Origin of the sequence: uncultured Hymenobacter sp. (assembly GCF_964243305.1) — a bacterium.
GTDB lineage: Bacteria > Bacteroidota > Bacteroidia > Cytophagales > Hymenobacteraceae > Hymenobacter.
The window spans coordinates 23,779-46,181 of the sequence record NZ_CAXTEF010000030.1 but is presented as its reverse complement, the minus strand read 5'-3'; the positions used below and the strand labels follow the sequence as shown (position 1 = coordinate 46,181).

22 protein-coding genes are annotated in these 22,403 nt (G+C 59.3%); 9 read left to right on the top strand and 13 right to left on the bottom strand.

Annotated elements, in window-relative coordinates; genetic code table 11:
- Window positions 1–4: 4 nt before the first annotated feature.
- The 3 genes from secG to groL all read left to right on the top strand — a co-directional run bounded on the left by secG (window position 5) and on the right by groL (window position 2,720).
- Window positions 5–415 carry a preprotein translocase subunit SecG gene (secG, locus tag ACFE70_RS15410; RefSeq protein WP_375418660.1) on the top strand — a complete coding sequence of 137 codons (411 nt, stop codon included), beginning with the start codon at window positions 5–7 and terminating at the stop codon, window positions 413–415.
- 312 nt (window positions 416–727) lie between these two features.
- The gene (gene groES / locus ACFE70_RS15405; RefSeq protein ID WP_375418659.1) at window positions 728–1,018 is read left to right on the top strand and encodes a co-chaperone GroES; all 291 of its coding nucleotides are present in this window, start codon (window positions 728–730) and stop codon (window positions 1,016–1,018) included.
- 52 nt (window positions 1,019–1,070) lie between these two features.
- Window positions 1,071–2,720, top strand: coding sequence for a chaperonin GroEL (gene groL, locus ACFE70_RS15400; protein ID WP_375418658.1), 1,650 nt, complete (start codon window positions 1,071–1,073; stop codon window positions 2,718–2,720).
- 118 nt (window positions 2,721–2,838) lie between these two features.
- Here groL and ACFE70_RS15395 read toward each other — a convergent pair whose 3' ends face one another.
- Window positions 2,839–4,440: a peptide MFS transporter gene (locus tag ACFE70_RS15395; protein WP_375418657.1), complete on the bottom strand. Its 1,602-nt coding sequence runs from the start codon at window positions 4,438–4,440 to the stop codon at window positions 2,839–2,841.
- A 198-nt stretch (window positions 4,441–4,638) separates the two neighbouring features.
- Between ACFE70_RS15395 and pckA the strand changes: the two genes are divergently transcribed.
- The gene (gene pckA / locus ACFE70_RS15390) at window positions 4,639–6,279 is read left to right on the top strand and encodes a phosphoenolpyruvate carboxykinase (ATP) (protein WP_375418656.1); all 1,641 of its coding nucleotides are present in this window, start codon (window positions 4,639–4,641) and stop codon (window positions 6,277–6,279) included.
- Window positions 6,280–6,355: 76 nt separating this feature from the next.
- Here the strand turns inward: pckA and ACFE70_RS15385 are convergent, their stop codons facing one another.
- The 4 genes from ACFE70_RS15385 to ACFE70_RS15370 all read right to left on the bottom strand — a co-directional run bounded on the left by ACFE70_RS15385 (window position 6,356) and on the right by ACFE70_RS15370 (window position 9,614).
- Entirely contained in the window at window positions 6,356–6,973 is a 618-nt protein-coding gene (locus ACFE70_RS15385; RefSeq protein WP_375418655.1) for a hypothetical protein, read from the bottom strand.
- An 83-nt stretch (window positions 6,974–7,056) separates the two neighbouring features.
- On the bottom strand, window positions 7,057–8,223 hold the full coding sequence (locus ACFE70_RS15380) for an SDR family oxidoreductase (RefSeq protein WP_375418654.1): 1,167 nt from the start codon (window positions 8,221–8,223) through the stop codon (window positions 7,057–7,059).
- A 205-nt stretch (window positions 8,224–8,428) separates the two neighbouring features.
- Window positions 8,429–9,052, bottom strand: a complete 624-nt coding sequence (locus ACFE70_RS15375; RefSeq protein WP_375418653.1) for a helix-turn-helix domain-containing protein — start codon at window positions 9,050–9,052, stop codon at window positions 8,429–8,431.
- A 127-nt stretch (window positions 9,053–9,179) separates the two neighbouring features.
- Window positions 9,180–9,614 (bottom strand): DUF3127 domain-containing protein, encoded by a 435-nt coding sequence (locus ACFE70_RS15370; RefSeq protein ID WP_375418652.1) that lies wholly within the window; start codon window positions 9,612–9,614, stop codon window positions 9,180–9,182.
- A gap of 398 nt (window positions 9,615–10,012) precedes the next feature.
- Here ACFE70_RS15370 and ACFE70_RS15365 point away from each other — a divergent pair, with 398 nt between their 5' ends.
- A complete protein-coding gene (locus tag ACFE70_RS15365) occupies window positions 10,013–10,960 on the top strand; it encodes an isoaspartyl peptidase/L-asparaginase family protein (protein WP_375418651.1) in 948 nt (315 codons plus the stop codon).
- Between the two features lie 4 nt (window positions 10,961–10,964).
- Here ACFE70_RS15365 and ACFE70_RS15360 read toward each other — a convergent pair whose 3' ends face one another.
- The 6 genes from ACFE70_RS15360 to ACFE70_RS15335 form a co-directional block, all read right to left on the bottom strand.
- Entirely contained in the window at window positions 10,965–11,459 is a 495-nt protein-coding gene (locus tag ACFE70_RS15360) for a toxin-antitoxin system YwqK family antitoxin (RefSeq protein WP_375418650.1), read from the bottom strand.
- 115 nt (window positions 11,460–11,574) lie between these two features.
- Window positions 11,575–11,955 (bottom strand): helix-turn-helix domain-containing protein, encoded by a 381-nt coding sequence (locus tag ACFE70_RS15355; RefSeq protein WP_375418649.1) that lies wholly within the window; start codon window positions 11,953–11,955, stop codon window positions 11,575–11,577.
- Between the two features lie 79 nt (window positions 11,956–12,034).
- On the bottom strand, window positions 12,035–12,235 hold the full coding sequence (locus ACFE70_RS15350; RefSeq protein WP_375418648.1) for a type II toxin-antitoxin system HicA family toxin: 201 nt from the start codon (window positions 12,233–12,235) through the stop codon (window positions 12,035–12,037).
- A 6-nt stretch (window positions 12,236–12,241) separates the two neighbouring features.
- Entirely contained in the window at window positions 12,242–13,129 is an 888-nt protein-coding gene (locus tag ACFE70_RS15345; RefSeq protein ID WP_375418647.1) for a cyanophycinase, read from the bottom strand.
- Window positions 13,130–13,304: 175 nt separating this feature from the next.
- Window positions 13,305–13,523 (bottom strand): leukotriene A4 hydrolase C-terminal domain-containing protein, encoded by a 219-nt coding sequence (locus ACFE70_RS15340; protein WP_375418646.1) that lies wholly within the window; start codon window positions 13,521–13,523, stop codon window positions 13,305–13,307.
- Between the two features lie 327 nt (window positions 13,524–13,850).
- The gene (locus ACFE70_RS15335) at window positions 13,851–14,180 is read right to left on the bottom strand and encodes a hypothetical protein (protein ID WP_375418645.1); all 330 of its coding nucleotides are present in this window, start codon (window positions 14,178–14,180) and stop codon (window positions 13,851–13,853) included.
- Between the two features lie 930 nt (window positions 14,181–15,110).
- Between ACFE70_RS15335 and ACFE70_RS15330 the strand changes: the two genes are divergently transcribed.
- The 3 genes from ACFE70_RS15330 (at window position 15,111) to ACFE70_RS15320 (ending at window position 19,199) form a co-directional block, all read left to right on the top strand.
- Window positions 15,111–16,916 (top strand): murein L,D-transpeptidase, encoded by a 1,806-nt coding sequence (locus tag ACFE70_RS15330; protein WP_375418644.1) that lies wholly within the window; start codon window positions 15,111–15,113, stop codon window positions 16,914–16,916.
- Window positions 16,917–17,224: 308 nt separating this feature from the next.
- A complete protein-coding gene (locus tag ACFE70_RS15325) occupies window positions 17,225–18,061 on the top strand; it encodes a helix-turn-helix domain-containing protein (RefSeq protein WP_375418643.1) in 837 nt (278 codons plus the stop codon).
- Between the two features lie 961 nt (window positions 18,062–19,022).
- Complete coding sequence (locus tag ACFE70_RS15320; RefSeq protein ID WP_375418642.1) at window positions 19,023–19,199, top strand: hypothetical protein; 177 nt, start codon at window positions 19,023–19,025, stop codon at window positions 19,197–19,199.
- Between the two features lie 137 nt (window positions 19,200–19,336).
- Here ACFE70_RS15320 and ACFE70_RS15315 read toward each other — a convergent pair whose 3' ends face one another.
- Both ACFE70_RS15315 and ACFE70_RS15310 read right to left on the bottom strand, forming a co-directional pair.
- Window positions 19,337–19,846, bottom strand: coding sequence for a hypothetical protein (locus tag ACFE70_RS15315; protein ID WP_375418641.1), 510 nt, complete (start codon window positions 19,844–19,846; stop codon window positions 19,337–19,339).
- 277 nt (window positions 19,847–20,123) lie between these two features.
- A complete protein-coding gene (locus ACFE70_RS15310; protein ID WP_375418640.1) occupies window positions 20,124–21,569 on the bottom strand; it encodes a DEAD/DEAH box helicase in 1,446 nt (481 codons plus the stop codon).
- Between the two features lie 312 nt (window positions 21,570–21,881).
- On the opposite strand from ACFE70_RS15310, the gene ACFE70_RS15305 reads away from it, so the two are divergent.
- Window positions 21,882–22,394: an NUDIX domain-containing protein gene (locus tag ACFE70_RS15305; RefSeq protein ID WP_375418639.1), complete on the top strand. Its 513-nt coding sequence runs from the start codon at window positions 21,882–21,884 to the stop codon at window positions 22,392–22,394.
- Window positions 22,395–22,403 lie beyond the last annotated feature (9 nt).

Genomic DNA, 22,403 nt, shown 5'->3' with positions numbered 1-22,403 from the left:
TTAAATGTACACTGCTCTGGTTGTTCTGATTCTGGTTGTTTGCTTGCTGCTGGCCCTGGTGGTGCTGGCCCAAAACCCCAAGGGCGGCGGCCTGTCCAGCCAGTTTGGCGCGGGCGGTGCGGCCAACCTGATGGGCGTCAAGCGCACCGGCGACTTGCTCGAAAAGCTGACCTGGGGCTTTGCCATCGCGCTGGTTGTGTTCTCGCTCGGCACACACATGCTCGGTAATGGCACGGCCGGCCCGGTGCGCAGCGTGAACCAGCAGAAAGCCTTGGAATCGCGGCCAGCTGCGCCGGTTTCGCTGCCCGCCCCGGCTGGCGGCGCTCCGGCGGCTGGTGGCGCCCCGGCTGGGGCGGCCCGGCCCGGTACTGGCCCGGCTGGCACGGCTCCTACCCCCCCCCCGGCCGGTCAATAGCCCCAACTCATCTTACCGCAAGCGGCAGTTTCTTCTCAGAAACGGCCGCTTTGCTTTTTCTGATAGCCGGGGTGAAAGGCCGCCAGCGCTGGCCGCCCGCCCGGAGTCAGCGCTACCGCCTTCGGTCCCGAGCAGTGCGGCTTTGGGCAGTGGGCCTGACAGGTTCCGCCAAGCTGACCGCCGCCAAGTCTGCCAAGCTGCCTTTTCTGGCAGATTTCGCCGGGCTGGCACAAGAAATGACGGGCCGCCACATCCTTGCAATCCAATTTAATTGCAGCTACTTCCACTTTTCCCAACCCCAATTCACCCAACATGGCACTTAGCATGAAACCGCTGGCCGACCGCGTCATCATCCGGGCGGCTGCCGCCGAGGAGAAAACCAAATCCGGCATCATCATCCCCGACACGGCCAAGGAGAAGCCGCAGCGCGGTGAGGTCGTAGCCGTCGGCGAAGGCAAAACCGCCGATTCGGGCTCCCTCATCAAGCCGCAGGTGGCTGTGGGCGACCAGGTGCTCTACGGTAAATACGCCGGCACCGAAATCACCGTCGATGGCGAGGACCTGCTCATCATGCGCGAGTCGGACATTTTTGCCGTGCTCTAAGCCCAGCGAAAACTCCTTAATTCTTCATTCCAAATTCTTCACTCTCCCAGAAATGGCTAAGAACATCCAATTTGACACCGACGGCCGCGACAAGCTCAAGCGCGGCGTAGATAAGCTGGCTAACGCCGTAAAAGTGACCCTCGGTCCGAAAGGCCGTAACGTAATCATCGACAAGAAATTCGGCGCCCCGACCATCACCAAGGACGGCGTGACGGTGGCCAAGGAAATCGAGCTGAAAGACCCCATCGAGAACATGGGCGCCCAGCTCGTGAAGGAAGTGGCCTCGAAGACGGCCGACCAGGCCGGCGACGGCACCACGACCGCCACGGTACTGGCCCAGGCCATCTACACGGCCGGCTCGAAGAACGTAGCCGCCGGCGCCAACCCGATGGACCTCAAGCGCGGCATCGACAAGGCGGTGAAGGCCGTGGTCGAGAACCTGAAGCAGCAGTCGAAGAAGATTGAGAACTCGGCGGAAATCGCTCAGGTGGGCACCATCTCGGCCAACAACGACTCGGAAATCGGCCAGATGATTGCCGACGCGATGGATAAGGTGGGCAAGGAAGGCGTCATCACCGTCGAGGAAGCCCGCGGCACGGAGACCGAAGTGAAGACGGTGGAAGGGATGCAGTTTGACCGCGGCTACCTCTCGCCCTACTTCGTGACCAACCCCGAGAAGATGGAAGTGGAGCTGGAAAACCCCTTCATCCTCATCTACGACAAGAAAGTGAGCACCATGAAGGAGCTGCTGCCGGTGTTGGAACAGGTGGTGCAGACTGGCAAGCCGCTGGTAATTGTGTCAGAAGATGTAGACGGCGAGGCCCTGGCGACGCTGGTGGTCAACAAGCTGCGCGGCTCGCTGAAAATCGCGGCCGTGAAAGCCCCTGGCTTCGGCGACCGCCGCAAGGCCATGCTGGAAGATATTGCGACCCTGACGGGCGGCACGGTTATCAGCGAAGAGCAGGGCTACAAGCTCGAAAACGCCACCTTGGAATACCTCGGTACGGCCGAGAAAATCATCATTGACAAAGACAACACGACGATTGTCAATGGCAAGGGTGACAAGGAGAACATCACCGGCCGCATCGCGCAGATTAAGGCCCAGATGGAGACTACGACTTCGGACTACGACAAGGAGAAGCTCCAAGAGCGCCTGGCCAAGCTGAGCGGTGGCGTGGCCATTCTCTATATCGGCGCGAGCACCGAAGTGGAGATGAAGGAGAAGAAAGACCGGGTGGACGACGCCCTGCACGCTACCCGCGCTGCCGTCGAGGAAGGCGTAGTACCCGGCGGCGGCGTGGCCTTCGTGCGCGCCCTCGAAGCGCTGGATGCCGTGGACACGCTGAACGGCGACGAGCGCACCGGCGTGAACATCATCCGCACGGCCCTCGAAGCGCCGCTGCGCACGATTGTGCAGAACGCCGGTGGCGAAGGCTCGGTGGTCGTGCAGAAAGTGCGCGACGGCCAGGGCGACTTCGGCTACAACGCCCGTGAGGACCGCTACGAGAACCTGATGGCCGTCGGCATCCTCGACCCCACGAAGGTGACGCGCCTGGCGCTGGAAAACGCCGCTTCGATTGCCGGCCTGCTGCTGACGACCGAAGCCGTGATTTCCGACGAGCCCGAGGAGGACAAGGGCGGCGCCGGTGGCGGCGGGGCCGGTGGCATGGGCGGCATGGGTGGCATGGGCGGCATGATGTAATCGCCGATGGCGCAAATGAGGCTGATTCCGCAGCTGTGAATTAGCTCATTTATAATAAGAAAGCCCCGCTGGCAATGCCAGCGGGGCTTTTTCGTTTCAGAGGGGGGTAGGGAACTGGTTAGGTGGCGGCGGGCAAGTCGGGCGTCCGCATCATGCGGGCGAGCTTGCCGCTGAGCAGGAAGAGCAGCAGCGCGGCCACGGCTGAAGAGACCACGAACACCATGAAGAAGCTGTAGAGGCTGTCGATTTCGAAGCCCAGCAGGTGCGGGTTGGGCTTGCCGGCTTCGGGGTAGAGGCTGCTCATGTAGCCGGCCAGGTAGTTGGCGCCGGCATTAGCCAGAAACCAGACGGCCATCAGCAGGGAACTGAACTTGAGGGGAGCCAACTTATTGACCAGCGAAAGACCAATAGGGGAGAGGCATAGTTCGCCGATGGAGTGTAGGAAGTAGAGGACGAAGAGATAAATCATGCTCGACTTGACACCAGGCTGAAGGTCCCGCACACAAAAGCACATCACCACATACCCCAGCGCCAGCAGGGCCAAGCCTATTGCCATCTTGACTGGCGAGGCGGGCTCGGCATTGCGTCGGCCGAGGGCCGTCCAGAGCATAGCCATGAAGGGCGCGCAGATAACGACGAACAGACCATTTAAAAGCTGAAAAAAGCTGGGGGCCAAGGTGTAACCGTACTTCGGCTGCCCAGCATCATCGGTGCCGAATTGAATAGAGCTAAGGATAGTACGGTTCATTTGCTCATCAGCGAAAAAGGTGAGCGAAATAGGAGCTTGTTCAAAAGCAGCCCAGAAAAAAACTACAAAGAAGGAGACAATGAAAATGACCAGCACCCGCTGAATGTCAGCGGCAGTGAGCGATTTATCTGTTAGAATTAGTATAATAATGCCTATGGTTGCCACCACCAGCAAGGGTACGATAATCGAGAACTTCGCCGTGTCCAGGTACAGCACTCCCAGAATAATGGCTAGCAAAACCGGGAGTAAGGCAAATATGCCTTTCACACCACTCGAAGTAGCGGGCGTTTCGCCTACTTGCTCACCTTCCGGCGTGTGCAGATACTTCGTTTTGCCCCACTGAAACACTACTGTGCTTAATATCATGGCGATACCACAGGCCAAGAAAGCCCAGCGAAAACTCTCGGGGTGGCCTTCTTTATCACCAACCGCGCTTGTGATAAAATTGCCAATCAGGGAGCCTAAATTGATGCCCATGTAAAAAATAGTGTAGGCGGCGTCTTTACGAGTATCAGTGTTGGAGTAGAGTGCTCCTACCATTGATGAGATATTGGGTTTAAAGAATCCGTTGCCCAGAATCATGAAGCCTAGGCCCAGGTAGAGCAGTTGGTGGCTAAAGGGGTGCGTAACGGCCGGGCCGTAATTGGAAGCCGACGTGAAGAGCGTGAACTGGCCCAGCGCCATGAGCAGGCCGCCGACGAGGATGGAGCGGCGGTTGCCCCAGTAGCGGTCCGAAATGTAGCCGCCGATGAGGGGCGTCAGGAATATTAGGCTAGTGTAGCCGCCAAAGAACTTGGAGGCGAAGGCCTTGTCCATCATCATGGCCTTGGTCAGGAAGAGCACCAGCACGGCCCGCATCCCGTAGTAGCTGAACCGCTCCCACATCTCGGTGGCGAAGAGCAGGTAGAGCCCGCGGGGATGCGAGGAGGAAGCGGCAGCGGCGGAGGGCTCGCGGACGGGAACGGTTTGCATGAAAGGAGGGGGGGTAGGGAAGTCAACTAAATTGTCCCGGCCGGGCGGCAAGGGGCGACGGTAAAGCTAGGAAAGTTTTGGGATTAGATGGGACAAAGCAATAAAATGGCTATAGTTGAGCTTGCTCGTGACGGCCGGCTTTCCTGCCTATTTTTGCCTCACCATTCTCCCTACCCCCTTCCCACCCCCACCCACTTTATGACGGAACTCGCCACTGCTGTTGCCTCTACTTCCACTTCCGTGCTGGACCGCCTCGCGCCGCTGGGTTTTACCCACGAGCCCGCCCAGGCTCACCTCAACCTGACCCCCGCCGAACTAATCGAGCACGCGCTACGCAACGACGAGGGCGTGCTCACCGACACCGGCGCCCTCATGGCCGATACCGGTCAGTTCACGGGCCGCTCGCCCAAGGACCGGTTTATCGTGCGGGACGAAAACACCGAGGATAGCGTGTGGTGGGGCGACATCAACCTGCCGTTCGCCCCCGACAAGTTCGAGCAGTTGCACGCGAAGATGGTCGCTTATCTGGCCGGTAAGGAAATCTACGTGCGCGAGGCCTTCGCCGGCGCCAACCCGGACTACCGGCTCAAGCTGCGCATCGTCAATGAGCAGGCCTGGCACAACTTGTTCTGCTACAACATGTTCCTGCGCCCCGCCGAAGGCGAGGATACGAGCTGGGCGCCCGACTTCAGCATTATCTGCGCGCCCGGCTTCGAGGCCGACCCGGCCGTGGATGGCACCCGGCAGAAGAACTTTGCCATTATCAACTTTACCAGGAAGATGATTCTCATCGGCGGTACGGGCTACGCCGGCGAGATGAAAAAGGGCATTTTCAGCGTCCTGAACTATCTTTTGCCCCACGAGATGAACACGCTGCCCATGCACTGCTCGGCCAACGTGGGCGCGCAAGGTGATTCGGCCATCTTTTTCGGCCTCTCGGGCACGGGCAAAACCACGCTCTCGGCCGACCCCAACCGCGGCCTCATCGGCGACGACGAGCACGGCTGGACCCCGGATGCCGGCATCTTCAACTTCGAGGGCGGCTGCTACGCCAAGGTCATTGATTTAAGCCGCGAAAAAGAGCCTCAAATCTGGGACGCCATCCGTTTCGGCTCGGTGGTCGAGAATACGCGCTTCGTGCCCGGCACTCACACCGTGGATTATGCCAACAAGTCGGTGACGGAAAATACGCGCACCGCCTACCCCCTCCACTACATCGACAACGCCATTGAGCCGTCGGTGGCCGACGCGCCGAAGAATATCTTCTTTCTCACCGCCGATGCGTTCGGGGTGCTGCCACCCATCAGCAAGCTGGATAAGAGCCACGCCATGTACCTGTTCATGTCGGGCTACACGGCCAAGGTGGCGGGCACGGAGATGGGCGTCACGGAGCCGCAGACCACCTTTTCGGCCTGCTTCGGCGCGGTTTTCCTACCCCTGCATCCCACCAAATACGCCGAGATGCTGGGCCGGAAGATGGATGAGAACCCGGACATCAACGTCTGGCTCGTCAACACCGGCTGGACCGGCGGCGCCTACGGCACGGGCTCGCGCATGAAGCTCGGCTACACCCGCGCCATGATTACGGCCGCCCTCAACGGTGAGCTGACCGACGTGGACTATACCACGCATCCCATCTTCGGCGTCGAGGTGCCCGCTACCGTGCCCGGCGTACCGAGCGAAATCCTGGACGCCCGTAGCACCTGGGCCGATAAGACCGCGTATGATAAAACGGCGGCTGCGCTGGCCGAGAAGTTCGTCGAGAATTTCAAGAAATACGCTGATTTTGCCAACGAAGAAATTCTGGCCGGCGCGCCGAACGTGGCGGTTGCGGCGTAAGTAAAGGAATATCAGACTAACAAAAGGGTCCCGCTGACATCCATCAGCGGGGCTCCTTTGTTAGATTAGATAAGAATCAAGCATTGGTTAATGTCGCCTGCTTAGATAAATCGATAACAGTTTGCAGCACGCCCAACAGCTTACTACTATCGCTGATTAAGTAGCGGATTTCATCCAGTACAAATTCGTTGTTCTCGAAGCGTAAGAAGCGCCATTCGACACCCGTGGTTGCACAGCCATAAAGCACCGGCAGCGGGTGCTTTTCCCGCTCATTGAATTTGCGGGCACCCAGCAGTTGGGCCGCGCACTGCACAGTGCCTTGCTCTAGATCCTGTCGTTTGGCTTCGGTGATGCAAAATACCGGGGCCATCAGAAAATCCTGGATGCGACTAAATGAAAACACAAAGTCGCATTCGCCATTTAAGCCCCGCGCCGCGTCGGCGTCCATATTAATGCCGGAAATAATTGAAAAGGTGCGCTGATTGCGATTGGCTAGCTCCATTAATACTGGAGTTACTAACCGTTCGGAGCGCGACTTTTCCGTGCCAAAACCCAGCATATTTGCCCGACTCAGAGCTTCTGTCAGCCAGGCACTCGGCTCAATTGCGGGAGCATCCGCAAATAGACTCTCGGCGCGAAAATCAACACCAAATTCCGTAATCAATTTTTCGGGTGTAAAGTCGCTGTAGGCCATAATCCAAAAATACGCGAAAACGCCGGGTTGCTGCCGATGTAAGGCAGCAACCCGGCGCTGAAAGTAGACAATCAATAAATCAACTACGGCAGGTCCTCGCGCCGCGCCTCGGCGTAGCGCTGGTCGTGGCCGGCGGTGGCAGTCGCGGGCTCACTGCTGAGGCTGATGTCGTAGTCCTTGCGGCTGTCCACTTCGCCATGCTGCGCGCTGGCGTGGCCATTGCCAGCGCTGCCGCTGCTAAGCTTCGAGCGGTTCAGCCACACGGCTAGGCCGGCGCCGGCGCCGAGCAGGGCAGCCGTCGTCAGCACCGGGCTGAGCACGGCGCTGGTATAGAAGCTGGTTTCGCGGGTGTAGCCGGGGTAGTTGCCGCGCTCCTGGAGCGCGCCCATCGGGCGGTCGAGGCCATTTTGCTCGCGCGGGCGCGGCGGCTCGTCGGAGTGCTCCATTTTGGCAAAGCCGGTTTCCATAAACTTATCCAGCAGGCCGGGCGTCCAGTGCTCCATGCTGATGAAGGCCTTGCCGCCGCCGCCCACCACTACGTCGCGGGTCGGCTTCTGGGCTGCGTGCACGATGGCGCGCGCCACGGTATCGGGGGCGTAGGCCGGCGGCGCGTGCTTGGGCGTGCGGTCCAGGTAGTTTTTGGCACTAGTCGTGAAGGGCGTATCAATGGCCGCCGGCTGAATGAGCGTGACCGAAATCGGCGCACCCTCCATTTCCAGCTCCATGCGCAGGCCATCGGTGAAGCCCTTCACCGCGTGCTTGCTGGCCGAGTACACGCTTTGCAGGATGGCCGTCAGGTCGGACAAGATGCTGCCCACGTTGATAATGGCACCGCCCTTGCGCTTTAAGTGCCTGGCTGCCAGCATCGAGCCATGCACAAGGCCCCAGAAGTTGGTCTCGAAGATTTGGCGCATGTCGTCCTCGGTGTGCTGGTCAATGCGGCCGTACACGCTCGTGCCGGCGTTGTTCACCCACGTGTCAAAGCCGCCGAAGCGCTGCTGCGCCACCTGCGCGATGTGCTCGACATCCCCTTTGTGGCTCACATCGGCCACCACGTACACGGCCTGGGCCGGGCTGCCGGCGCGGTTTATTTCGTTGGTGAGCTGGCGCAGGGCCTGCTCGCTGCGGGCGGCCAGCACGAGGCGGGCGCCGGCTTTGGCCGCGAGGCGCGCCGTGGTCAGGCCAATGCCCGACGAGGCGCCGGTGATGACCATCACCTGGTCTTTGAGTTTCTTGAGTTTGACTGCCATAAGGGAAAAGAGTAGGGGTAGGGATGCGCGGCAATCACCGCGCGGTAGTTTGGTTACGGCCAGCGGCGCTCTGCTGTTCTACCGGCGCCGGGCCTTTTCCCCCTGCTCAGGCAATTAAAGCCCGTTATGGGACAGTGCGGACTTCGTGGTCCGCGAGGAAACTGGTGTCAGCGGCGTCACTTACTCGCGGACTACAAAGTCCGCGCTACAGCGTGTAGTAGGGCTCCTTTTCCTTGTCGTGGTGCCGCAGATACCCGTGCAAGGTTAGCTTTATTAATGTCTGATAAGCCCGCCGCTGCCCGATATTAACCAGCTTCTGAAATTGCCCCAATGTGATGCGCGGGTTGTTTTTCAAATACTCCAGCACCGCCAGCTCTTGCCGGTTGAGCGGGATTTTCTCGAAGCGCGCGGCGGGCTGCTGGCGCGCCAGCAGCTTCTCGGTCAGGCCGCTGGTTTGCACGCTCTCGTCGCGCACGCGCACGTAGCCGCGCCAGTCGCCGGCGGCCACCTGCGCCCGGTGCGGCTTGTTCAGGCTCTCGGCCACGGTCACGATGACCACCACGCGCGCCTCTTCCTCGATTTCCTTGAAGCGCAGCTCCAGCGGCGGGTCCACGTAGTGGGCGGCGGCTTCGCGGAGCACGAATATCTCCTCCTCCGCATCGCGCACGCCCACCACCCGGCCATCGTCATCGACGCCCACCAGCACTCGCCCGCCGCGCGTATTCGCCAGCGACGCCAGCGTGCGCGAGATGCGCGTCGGGTGCGTGGTCTTCTTCTTAAACTCCAGCTCCTCGCCCTCGCCGCGCGCAATCAGCTCTCGTAGGTTCATACCGTTCAAACGAAAACCAGGGGGTAGGGGTGCAACCGACAAAGCAAAAAAACACCCCGAGGCGAAGGCTCCGGGGTGTTTCTGAAAGGTTGACTCGCGGAAGGCACATCCGCGCTACGGCTACAATCTAGAACGGCAGGTCGTTGTCGTCGTCGCTGGCAATCGGGGCGGCCGGGGCCGGCGCGCGCAGGTTGGGGTTCTGGTTCTGCGCGGCCGGGCGCGGGGCCGGCGCGGCCTGCTGCTGCCCGCCGCCGTAGCCACCGCCCTGCTGCCCGCCGCCGCCCGCGGCGGCCTCGATGCGCCAGGCTTCGAGGTTGGTGAAATACAGCATCTGGCCATTTTTGTTGAAGCCGCGGCCACGCAGGTTAAAGGTCACTTTTACCTCGTCGCCGACTTTGTAGGGGTCAATCAAAGCAGTTTTATCCTGCACCATCTGAAACTTGATTTGCTCAGGGTACTGGCCTTCCTGCACTTCAAGCACGAACTCGCGCTTGCGGAATTTTTCGCTTACCTGCTGTTCGTCGAAAATCTCATGCAGGCGGCCGGTTACGTCGTAAGCCATATTCTAAGGAGTTTGGGGAGTGAAACGGAGTTAGGCCAAACCTACGAAAAAAAACGCGGCGCGGCCAGCCGGCCAGGGCAGGGCCAGCCTTTCACTTTGCCGAAAAGCTCGGTCGTAGCGCCCCTGGCGGCTTTGCCCGCGTAGGGGGGGTAGGGGCTGGGTGGGCGGCCGGCGTAGGTTTGTCCTTATCAGCTGATAAGTTCAGTACTAAAAAGAACATCATGCTGAGCTTGCCGAAGCATCTCTACCGCAGCAGTAATCCAATCGTTATTTACCAGTGGTTAGACAGCGGTAGAGATGCTTCGGCAAGCTCAGCATGATGTTCTTATTCTCTTGGCACCACCGTTCTTTTAATTCAACCCTCACTCCTTACACCTCAAAACTCTCTACCTCCCCTCATGTTCGCCATTGCCATCCACGGCGGCGCCGGTACCATCCCGCGCGCCACGCTCACCCCTGACCTCGAACGCACCTACCGCGCCGGCCTGCAAGCCGCCCTCAGTGCCGGCTACGACCTGCTCCGCCAGGGCGCCCCCGCCCTCGACGCTACGGAAATGGCCGTCCGCACCCTCGAAGACAATCCACTTTTCAACGCCGGGCGCGGCGCCGTCTTCACCCACGACGGCCACCACGAGATGGACGCCGCCCTCATGGCCGGCCACACCGGCCTGGCCGGGGCCGTGGCCGGCGTGCGCGAAGTCAAAAATCCCATCCGCGCCGCCCGCCTCGTGCTGGAAAAAACCGAGCACGTGCTGCTGGCCTACCCAGGGGCCGACGAGCTGGCCCGCGAGCACGGCCTGCCCCTGGCCGGCCCCGACTACTTCTTCACCCAGCAGCGCTACGACCAGCTGCAAGAAGCCCTCGCCGCCGGCCGCACCCAGCTCGACCACGCCGCTTCCCCGGCCCCTACCCCCCCGGCCGCGCCCGACCCCAACTGGAAGCGCGGCACCGTCGGCGCCGTGGCCCGTGACCAGCACGGCCACTTGGCCGCCGCCACCAGCACCGGCGGCATGACCAACAAGCGCTACGCCCGCATCGGCGACACGCCCCTCATCGGCGCCGGCACCTGGGCCGATAAGCGGGTCGCTGTCAGCTGCACAGGGCACGGCGAGTATTTCATCCGCGCCGTCGCCGCCTACGACATCGCCTGCCTGATAGAATACCGCGGCCTGGACCTGGCCGAAGCCTGCCGCCTCGTCGTTCACGACAAGCTGGCCCCGGCCGGCGGCGAAGGCGGCCTCATCGCCGTGGACGCGCAAGGCAACCTGGCGCTGCCGTTTAACTCGGAAGGCATGTACCGGGCGAGCCGGAGTGAGGCGAGGGAGGAGGTTGTGGAGATTTATTAACTTATTAACGGAATGTTATTTCACCTTGTCTCTTGCTCACATTTCCCAGCGTATCATAGCATACATAACCAGCAACACTGTTATTCTTCCCATAGTGTTCAATACAAATTAATCTTTGCTTAGTGTCGAAATAATAAGCATTGCCTGAAATGTGTCCGGCTTTCCAGTCCTGAATATGTTCAAGATGGCCGTTTTCATAAAAATTATAGAACCTGCCATCAGCTAGGTCATTTTTAAAGTAAACTATTTCATCTATGCCTATTTCTGTCGATTGTCGGAATTTCGAAAAAGGAAAAAATGAGATGAAACGCCCATCCTTCTTGCCGTTTTTATAATGTCCTAATCGGCACAGGGAGCCATTAGACCACAAGACTTTTTCTAAGCCGTTTTGTACTCCATTGCTGTCACGCTCGGTGATAAAAGTCATCTTTAACTCATTTTTGTGCGTTGTGATGCACACATTGGTTTGTTTGTCGGAAGCTAGCTTGTTGTTCTCCATTGAGCACCCTATGGTGGTAAGCAACAGCACGGATATGTATTGAAACTTAGTCATTTTTAACGTTTATATATTTCGTCGTCAAACTAGCTTCTATGCTTGGAGCTTGCCTGCTTACTCAAAAAGCAAAATCCATCTCCGCCAGCTCCCGCCCCACATTGCGCACACCTTCCAAAATCCGTTGCGTCTGCTTGGCCGAAGGCTTTTTGTTGCCACTGATGTATTGGGACAGCAACGATTGCGTCATGCCGACGCGCTTGGCCAGGGCCGCCGCGTTGATGACTTTGTAGGCGTCGAAGAATGACTTGAGGTCGTAGGTTATTTTAATGTCCGCCAGGCTCACTTGGCGGCTGGTGTCTGACAAGGATAGATTCAATACCTCCAGAATATTTGTCTTGAGTTCATCAAAGCTGTCGGCGGCCGTGTAAGCGCCCTCGGCCTCGCAGTAGGCACTGTAGCCGGTCGAAGTTTTCTCGACAATCATTTCCAGCTTTTTCATAGGTATAAGGTGCGCATTAGCCCGTTGAGGTACGAAGGTAGTGATTAAACTACCTGTTTTAATCAAAGGTTCTGCGTTACTATTTCAGGCCCGCCTGTTTCAGTAGCGCTGCGGCCAAGCCTTTGCCAACTTCTTTGCTGCCGTGCGATGGGACCGATAAATAACCCGACCGGGTAAGTGCTTTTTTGGTTGGGTGCGCCATCGTGATGTGGCTGCCGTCTTGCCGGAGTTTATACCAGCCATCGGCTAACAGGCGGCGGAGCAGTTCGCTGCTTTTCATAGCAGCTTAGTTCGCTACGCTCTTCCCCGCGTAAAACTTCCGCTCTGCCATATTATACACGTTGCCCTTGGCCAGCACATGCAGCTTGACGGCTTCGACTGAGAGCGGGGTGCCTTTCTTGGCGGCGGCGGCGTTGTTGTGCTGAATGTCGTGGCCGTCGAGGATGATGACGAGGTTGGAGCCGACGGTTTCGACTATGTTGCCGGCCGTGATGAGCACGCCGGTGTCTTCGCCCAGGCCGATGCCGATGAGCTGCGGGTGCAGGGCCACGGCCTCGATGAGGCGGCCGAAGCGCCCGCGCTTCACGAAGTGCGAATCGATGATGGCCGCCGGCAGCAAACCCAGGCCGGCGCCCATCTTCACGGCGCCTTTCAGCAACGAGTCGGGCACCGAGCCGCCCCGAATCATGCGCTCGGACATGGCCATCGCCCCGGCGCTCGTGCCGGCGATGATGAAGTCCGGCTCCTGAAAGTAGCGGCGGGTAAGTAATTCCAGAAACTCGGTGGTCCCGAACATTTCGCGCAGCCGCGACTGATTGCCGCCCGACATCATCACCACGTCGGCCGCTTGCAGCCGCGTCAGGTACTCCGGCCGCCGGGCCTCGTCGGGCGTGCCGATGTCCAGCACGCCCACGTTGCGGCAGCCCAGCATGGCGAAGGAGGCCACGTACACCGGCCCCACTTCGTGCGGAATCATCGAAGCCGTGGTGATGACCTCGATGCGCGGGTCGGCCTTGCCCGATTCGAGCACGATGCGCTTGAGGATGCCCAGCTCGAAAAAGTTGAGGTTGTATTTGCGCTGCGTGCGTGGGTTGGGGTACGTGCCCTTGTCTTCGTTGCCGCCTACGGCCAGGAGCTTGCCCAGCGGCGGGGGGGTAGGAGAGGAAGTCGTCAAAACGGAAATCAGCGGGTGAAGTACAAAACTAGAGCCGGGCCGCCGAACCAGGAGAAGAGGGGGTAGGGAAGTAGCGCGGACTTGGTGGTCCGCGAATTGAGTAGATTTAGTCTAACGTTATCTTTCAACTCGCGGGCTATAAAGTCCGCGCTACTTCCCTACCCCCCCTTGTAATCTAAGCCTGCGCCAGTAGAGCATCCAGCATACCCGTCGCCACAGAGTGATAGTTGGGCCGGGCGCGGGCATAAATTTTTCTGGCCCGCGCCGGCTCGCCGCCTGGCGCCGCCAGCAGCGCCCGACGCAGCGGCACCAGAAATTTGCGCTGGCCCACGTGCAGCAGAAACTGCTTCAGGGCCGCATCGGCCTGGCTTGCCCGCCCGCAGCGTGGGGGCAAGCCAGGCCACCAGGATTTCGGCGTTGCCAGAGCTGGTGAAGGAGTTGGTGAAGGAACTGGTGAAGGAACTGGTGAAGTGAAAAGCATTATCAAGCCGGGCCAAGTCGGCCGATGATAAGGTGGCGGGCAAGCCGTTCAGAAAACGCCCCCACTCGGCTGCTCCAATTGGCAGTGAGGGGTAGGAAATCGGGGGCGGTGCCGGCGGCCAGCTGCGAAAGCGCCGCATCGACGGTCGCAAACCGGGCCGAGGCGACGGGTAGTGCGTTGGCTGGCCGGCCGGGACCGTCAATTCAGGCGCCGAGTTTTAGGTGGGCCTCCAGACCGGGCTCAGGGCCATGCAGCTCCGCGCGCAGCGTGCTGGTGGCCAATGAAGGTATTCGTGTCCACTGCCTGAAAGCGGGACCGGGCGAAGTACTCCTCTATAAAGGTGTCGAGCCGGGCACGGCCAACCAGGCTCTCCAACGCCAGGAGCATGGCGGTGCAGCCTTGCTCGTAGGCAATTTCGGTTAGGCTTTCGTCGGGGTCGCGGCCAGTGAGGTGCAGCCGCAGATAGGTGTCGGGCGAAGTAAGGCCTGGCTCCTCGATAGTGTGCCGTAGTGCCGCCCGGCCCAGCACGTGCAGCATATCGGCGTAGTCGCAGCCGTAGAGCTGTTCCACATGATGCGGCGCTCAAGATACACCATGAGGCCCTCGTTCAACCAAAAGCTGTTATAATTTGCATTTGTAATCACATTCTCTTAATACAAATGTGTTAGCTGGTGCACTACCATGCTGGTCAGACTGCGGGCAACAGTGAGAATAATGAATGTTATAAATGTTTCACAAGGGCTATCCATCCTATTGAAAGGAAACAAGGGGAGTAGGATTAGCAGACTGTAGCGGCCCCACTGGTAGGGGCCGCACAGTTCCTCGGCCACAACCATCATTTTATCCAAGTCAGCAAATTCGGCGGCTGCCAGGGAAATCGTTGCTGAATCGGCGAGTATTCCCGTGTGCGAACTTAGCGGCGTAAAGGCCAACTCGCCCACGGCTAGGGTTATCAAGTAAGCTGGAGTGGCGCGCGGCTGGCGGTGGTGGCCATCGGCAGCAGGCGCCTGCCGGGCTACTGGCGCTCATCAGCGTCAGTAGCCCGGCTGGCACCTGCACCGTGGCCTCATACGTGAAGTGACTACCGGGCGAATCTGGACAAGGCAGCCTGGTGCGCGCCAGGATGGCCTGCGACTGGGTAAACAAAAACGGCTGGTGGCCGGTGGTCTGAGTTGGACCCAGCCATTGCCAGGTTGCCGCGCCGGGCGCTAGCTAACTGTGATGCAGAAGCAGCGGCGTTGCCGACAAGCACTACACAATAGCGGCATTTGCCGGGCGGGGGCGCGTGAGCGGCAATTGAACCGGCCGCGGTGACTAATTCGTTAGTGAGTCGCGTCAGCCAGCTTGAATTCTTGTAACTTGCCCCTCGGCTCCGACCGGCGTTGCCCGCTTTTTTGTTGCCTGTTTCTTTAGAGACCAAGGCAACCTCCACCACAGCCGGGCAGTACAAGGCCCGGCCGCTGGCGGCGCCAGGGCCCTTCCCATAATCGACTTTTCTCCATGTCTTTTTTCTCTCGTTACATCTCCTTGCTGACCTTGCTGCTCGCCAGCCTGCTTAGCTTGCCGATGGCGCTGGTTTCCTGCGGCACCGACCAGGGGTCGGGTACTGCCCAGGCCGGAGCCGACTTGGCAGGCGACGGCACTACGCCGGCCGTGCAGGTCGGCTTGGCCGGCGACCCGGACCCCCGGCTCGACAGTGTGTACATTATCCGGCAGATGCAGGCTGAGCCTAGCTTCAAGGACCAGACTCTCTGGGCCCGCAAGTTTTACCGGGAGCGGCAATTCAGGCTCGGCTGGTTTCGGCACCACCAGCTGGTGCCTCAGGCGCAGACCATGCTCAGCGTGATAGCCAAAGCCAAGGATGAGGGGCTGGACCCTAAAGATTACCAGGTCAAGGACTTTACAAAGTTGTTTGCTAGCTTAGAGCAGGTCCGCAGCGATACCACCCGGCGCAACAAGCTGGAGCGCGAAATTGATGTGGCCTTGTCGGGTACGTACTTCAATTGGGCGTCGGACTTCTATCGGGGGCTAGCCAATCCGCGCGATAACAAGGGTATTGCCTGGGATGTGAAGCACAATAAAATCAAGCTGCACCACGCCTTGATGACCATTTTGCGGGAGCGCGAGAGCACCTATCCTTACTATGAGTTTGCACCCCTGCACCCCGAATATGACCAGTTGAAAAAGGCTTTGGCGGGGCTTCGGGAGCAGCAGGCCGGCGGCGGCTGGCCGGTGCTGCCAGCCACTACCAAGCTCAAGCCTGGCACCGTCTCGGCGATGGTGCCGCTACTGCGGCAGCGCCTGATGGGCAGTGAAAGCCCGGCATCAGTGCCCGCTTCTGCCGCGGCGAAGGTGGGCCCGGCGGGTGCCCCTACCCCCGTGCGGACCGTCAGCAACCAGGCGTCCGCTGCGGGGGCCGAAGCGTATGGCCCGGACCTCGTAGCCGCCGTCAAGTCCTTTCAGCAGGACGCCGGTTTGAAGGCCGATGGTCTAGTGGGCGGCGAAACATTGCGTCAGCTCAACGTGCCCATTGATGAGCGGATTGACCAGGTTATCCTTAATATGGAGCGCTGGCGCTGGCTGCCCAAGCGCTTCGAGCCAAACTATCTACTTGTCAATATTCCCGAGTACAAGCTGCACGTAGTAGAGCAGAACAAGGAGGTGATGAGCATGAATGTTATCGTGGGCAAGGTGCTCAACGAGACGCCGGTGTTCAGCGACAAGCTCGAATACGTGGTGCTGTCGCCCTACTGGAACGTGCCCTACAGCATCATCGATAAGGAATTGCGCGACAAGCTTATTGCCGACCCCAGCTACCTCGACCGGCTCGATATGGAGGTGGTCAAGGGTTCGGGCCGCAAAGCGGTGCCGGTCGACCCGGCTTCCATCGATTGGGCGGGGGTGACGGATAAAAATTTCAAGTACACCGTGCGCCGTCGGCCAGGCCCGAAAAATGATTTGGGCGACGTGAAGTTTATCTTTCCCAACTCCAACGATATCTACCTCCACGACACGCCGCACGACCAGCTTTTCGCCCAGGCTAAACGCGACTTCAGTCACGGCTGCGTGCGCGTCGAGGAGCCCATCAAACTGGCCACTTACCTGTTGCGCGACAAGCCGAACTGGGATAAGCAAACTATTCTGGACACCATCGCCGTACGCCGGGAGAAGTACGTTCTGGTCAAGGAGAAACTGCCCGTATACCTGGTGTACTTCACCGCCTGGGCCACTCCCGATGGCCGCGTACACTTCCGCGACGACATCTACGGCCACGATAAAACACTCGCGCGGGAGTACTTCAACTAAAGCCTGGAGCCAGTTGCTGGCTGGGTATTGTTAACGTCCACTTTAGCTGCTCAGTCTTCGCGAGGTGCAATTTTTTGAGTACAATACTAAGAACCTGGCTGCCAAGCGCAGCCAGGTTTTTTGTGTGTTTAATCCCACCGCATACGCTCTAAGGATGATAAGCGCGAAGGTGTTGACAATAGAATACTGTTTACAATTATACAACACATTTGTTTAGCTTAGGATAGCTAATACAAATGTTATCACTGTGGTAGCGAAGAATCGTTCACCTCTGACGACCTACATTTGTGAGTTAGAAAAATGTAGATATGGTAGAGCGTATTCGCGCCTTATTGGCGCTCCGGCAATTAACGCCAACGCAGTTCGCGGACCTCATTCAGGTCGGGCGTCCCATCATTAGCCATATACTTAGTGGCCGCAACAAAGCCAGTCTGGAGGTAGTGCAACGCATTATGGCGGCCTTACCGGAGGTTGCTTTGCCGTGGCTGCTAAGCGGAACCGGCTCGATGCTAAATAACTCAGAGGAAAGATTTTACGACGACTTCGTCTCAAATCAGGGGGGTAGGGATGAGTTGTCCAGGGCAGCTAGTTTAGCGCCGACCGGCGAACGCTCAGTTGCGGCTGCCAACAAGCCTGCTCAGAGTGGTAGCTCACCCGCATCCATTGCTAAAGCCATTAAAGTAAGCCCAGTTACTTCTGGCCCTGCGGCTCAACTGCTCAGGCCTATCGGCAGCAGCCAGCCCCGAAAGTTTCGAGCAGGTACTACGAATCCGGCAACTGATAGCCAGCAGACGCCACGCAGTCCCGGAAAATCACTCACCAACCCTTCACCCGCCAACTTCCCAGCAGAGGCCGTTAGCGCTACTTCACCGGCCCAGGAGGTGCAGGCGGCAGACGCTCTGGTGACCAATATGCCGGCAGAGCAGCCAGCAGGCCTCGTCTCTACACCCACTGCGCCGCCCGAGGGCATCAGCTTACCTCAGCAGCCCCAAAGCATCCCGCCGCTCCCTACCCCCCCCAGTAGGGTGTCCGTCACGCCAGCGGCCTGGCCGGCAACCTCACGAGGGGGAGCTGACAAGCCTATTCGGCGCATCATATTATTCTACCACGACGGTTCCTTTGCTGACTTTCAGCCCGAGAGCTGAAGCCACCCTGTTACCTGGTGTCTGGTCTGCTGGCACTGCGTAGAGTAACGCTATACAAAGCCTCTTTGATTGGCGTAGCCAGTGTCTGCTCAACTCTTTCTTAAGGTATCAGCGTAAGCTTACTGTGCCGGTTGGGTCATCCACCCGGTTGTTAGTGTGCGTACGTAGGGGTAAGCAAAGCGCTTAGTTCACGACCGCGATGCAAGTTGGAAGCATCTTTCCTGGCCAGACAGTCGAGCCGCAATGCCCCTTTTGCGCTGAGTCAAGAATGCCAATGGATGGTCTTCGTATTGCAACAGCTGGAAGCGGACTTATTGGAAATATACTGTTTGGCAGACCAGAATTCTCTACTACGATCAATCAAAGCTTAGCCATGCTAGGAATGAAGAAGCCCGCTAGTGGAAGTTCTCTAGGAGATGAGTAGAGTGCAATACTTTTTAAGCGTGCTCTGCACATTCGAACCTACCCGTACTCTCAAACGCAAAAACTTTTTAATCAGCAGATTAAATAGTAGAATTGGAAGTGACAGTATAACATGAATAGTCTCAAAACATGAGGTGGCTAATCATTTTTTTAATTCTAATTACTCCTAAGGCTCGTTGTGCTGTTTAGACAGGGTGCCAGCTAGGTTCCAGGCTAAATTGGTTGTCACAGTGGCGCACTCCAATAAATCAATCTATTATTCGACAAACACTAAAAATCTGCTAATGAACTTAGGCCAGCTACGGTGGGTAGGAACCCACTCCAAACTTGTTTACTTAAATAAGTACTATTCCTTATTCTTAATTGCTTTAATCAATCTTTGAGCCAGAAAACAGTGAAAGGCACTAACAATTGTAACCCTTAAACCCGCAAGCTGTACTGAGTAGTGCCAGCGTCACTTCTAGCGCCGCTGAGGATTGTCGTGGTAGTCACGGGGATGATGCTTGCCATAACAAGCCCCCCTGATTACCTTTGCATTATGAAAATGACTTTCCGCTTTTTCGGGCAAATAGCCGCTGGTGTGGTGCTGTTGCTTGCCTCTGCTTGTTCGCAGGCTCCCGACGCTGAGAAAAACCCTAGTGCTGATGCCGAATACAAGCGTACTCACCGCACGGAAGGGTATCGGGAGGCCCAGCGCAGCAACGTGAACTACTAGCTGACTCCTTCGTTGCGGGCCTTATGATCCAGACTGGCAACGCAGACTCGGAACCAGGCCAGTTACGTTCTTCACACGAAGGCCCCGCCAACTACAATAGTCGGCGGGGCCTTCGTGTGAGAAACGTAACTGAGGAACTAGCTTACTGCCACTAAGGTCTGCTCTCGTGATAGTAGCTGGGCTGGTGCTGGAGCGGGGGCAGTGAAGTCCGGCAGCTCGATGCCGGCCAGCAGGTCCTGCTCTAGCAGGTCGGCCCAGGCGCGCAGGTAGAGCACAACGTCGTCGCGCTGGTTGTGGCGCAGGGCGTTGCGGCGCTCGAACGGAATGGCTGCCCGAATGGCAGGGTCAGCGAGGCGCTCAAGATGCGTGAGGTCGGCGCGGGAAAAACCCAGGGCCAGCATCTCATCGATGGTTTGGTCGATGGGCAGGCCGCTGGTAGGGCAGTAGTCGATGAGCTGCCGCTCCCAGTCGCCGTAGCGCTGCATGGCGCGGGCGTGGATTTCGGCCTTGGTGAGCTGGGTGATGGTTTGAGCGAGGTGGCCGCAGTTGCAGCTACCCATGTGGCCCCACTGGTAGGGGGCTACGGTAGCCAGACGCTGGGCAGTCTGGCGCAGGGCCTGAATGACGGGAAGGGTGCTTTGAGCCACGGCGATAGCAGGTTAGGGGTGAGACGATAGCAGCGATCAAATAAGCCGGCAGCCAGGCATTTTGTTTAAGCTTATGGCGATGTTGAAAGCAGCAGTCACTCTTAAAAGCGAGCTGAGGCAGTGGAATAATGGCTTAAAAGTCAGGTGTTGTTTTACGCCCTGTGTTTCTGAAAGAGGGGGTAGGCGGCGGGAGTAACTAAAAAGCGGCAGGCCCCGGTGTTGCACCCAGGCCTGCCGCTTCTATGTGGCTATAAAGCTGTTTACACCGAACCTAAGCTTAACGGGAGAATCCCCGCCCGCCGCGGCCACTCTCGCGGCTGCCGGAGCTGCCCGAAGAGCGTCCGCCGCCACCAGAGCTGCTGCCACCGCCGGCATTGCGGCTGCCAGCCGGCGCCGTTGCGGGCCGCGCGTGGCTCTGGCCGCCGGAGCGACCGCTGCCGGCTTCGCCGCCGGGGCGCAGGCTGCGCCCGCTACTCCCGCCGCTGTTGCCTGCGCGGCCGGGCCGCGCCGGGCGCCCGGCCGGTCCTTTCGGGCGCACGATGCGCTCATTGCCGTTTAGGCTCACCGGCCGGATGTCGTTCTTCGCCCACGGATGGTCGGCGTTCAAGTCAATCTGGCGGCGAATAAGCTTCTGAATATCTTGCAGATAAGCGCGCTCCTCGTCTTCAACAAACGAAAATGCGGTGCCAAACGCCCCGGCCCGGCCGGTGCGGCCGATGCGGTGCACGTAGGTTTCGGGCTCGTTCGGAATTTCGTAGTTGATGACGTGGGTCAGCTCGTCCACGTCGATGCCGCGGGCGGCAATGTCGGTGGCGACGAGCACGCGGGTTTCGCCCGATTTGAAGTTGCTGAGCGCGCGCTGGCGGTGGTTTTGCGACTTGTTGCCGTGAATGGCCTCGGCCGGAATGCGAGCCTGAGCCAGGCCCTTCACCACGCGGTCGGCGCCGTGCTTGGTGCGGCTGAACACTAGTACCCGCTTAATGCTCTGGTCCTTAAGCAAGTGTTCCAGCAAAGCCGGCTTGTCGTGTTTATCGACCAGAAACACACTTTGCGTCACCGTATCGGCAGTGCTCGACACGGGTGTGACGGCCACGCGCACCGGGTTGGGACGCAGAATGGTCGAGGACAGCTCCTGAATGGCAGCCGGCATGGTGGCCGAGAAGAACAGGGTCTGGCGCGCCACTGGCAGCTTGGGCAGAATGCGCTTAATGTCGTTGATGAAGCCCATGTCGAGCATCCGGTCGGCCTCATCGAGCACGAATACTTCGACCGAGCGCAAATCGACAAAGCCCTGGCTCATCAGGTCGAGTAGGCGGCCGGGCGTGGCAATGAGCACCTCCACGCCGCGGCGCAGGGCGCTGGTCTGGGGCGCCTGGCCGACGCCGCCGAAGATGACGGTGTTGCGCAGCTGGGGCAAGTGGCGGCCGTAGGCGGTAAAGCTTTCGCCGATTTGGATGGCTAGCTCGCGGGTGGGCGTGAGCACGAGGCAGCGGATGCGGCCCGGCGCCTGCCGGCTCACCTGGGCGGTCTGGTGCAGGTTCTGGAGGATGGGCACCGTGAAGGCCGCCGTTTTGCCGGTGCCAGTCTGGGCCACGCCCAGCAGGTCTTTGCCATCGAGCACGTGCGGGATGGCCTGCTCCTGAATGGGGGTAGGCGAGGTGTAGCCTTCGTCGTGCAGGGCACGCAGCAACGGCTCAATCAGATTGAGGTCGGAAAACAGCATGAAAAAATAAAGGGGGTAGTCACCGCTTCAGGCTCTTAAGTTAAAAGAGCACCCAAAGCGGCCAGCGGGCGGGGCAGCCGTCGGCAAACCTGCGAAACCCGAACGGGAAAAGAGAAAAAGCGGCTGCGGAATTTGCTTGTTAAAGGCTACTCAGCAGGCAGCGCCGGGCACGGCCGGCCCGTATAAGAGCGCCGAAGCGCGGGCCGGGAGCCGCACCGACAGCGGCTCCTCTGGGGCAAAGATACCGCTTTCTGTGCGGTTAAGTTCAAATAGCCCGTTGCTGACCCTTTCACTACCCGATTCCCTACCCCCATGCAGATTACCGACCGCCGCCGCGCCTACGATGGCCACTTCAAGCTCAGCCAGCTCACCGTGCTCGATGGCGACGTGGAGTTGAAGCGTGAGCGGTTTGAGCCCGGCCGCGCCGTGGCCGCGCTCGTCTTCGACACCCTCCGGCAAGTGTACGTGCTGACCCGGCAGTACCGCATTGGCCCCGAAGCCGAGTTGCTGGAGCTGGCCGCCGGCATGATAGACGGCGACGAAGCCCCCGAAACCGCCATCCGCCGCGAGCTGCACGAAGAACTGGGCTACGAAGTCGATACACTCGAAGAAATCGTGGCCCTGTGGCCTTCGCCCGGCACCAGCTCCGAAGTCATCACTGTGTACTACGCCGAGGTGAGCCGGCAGACCGGCCCCGGCGGCGGGCTGGCCGAAGAAAACGAGCGCATCAAGCGCATCGAGCTACGCCGCGACGCCCTCATTGCCGAGCCTCTGCGCGATGCCAAGACGCTGCTGGCCGTGCAGTGGCTGCAACTCAGCAAGTAGCACCTGCCC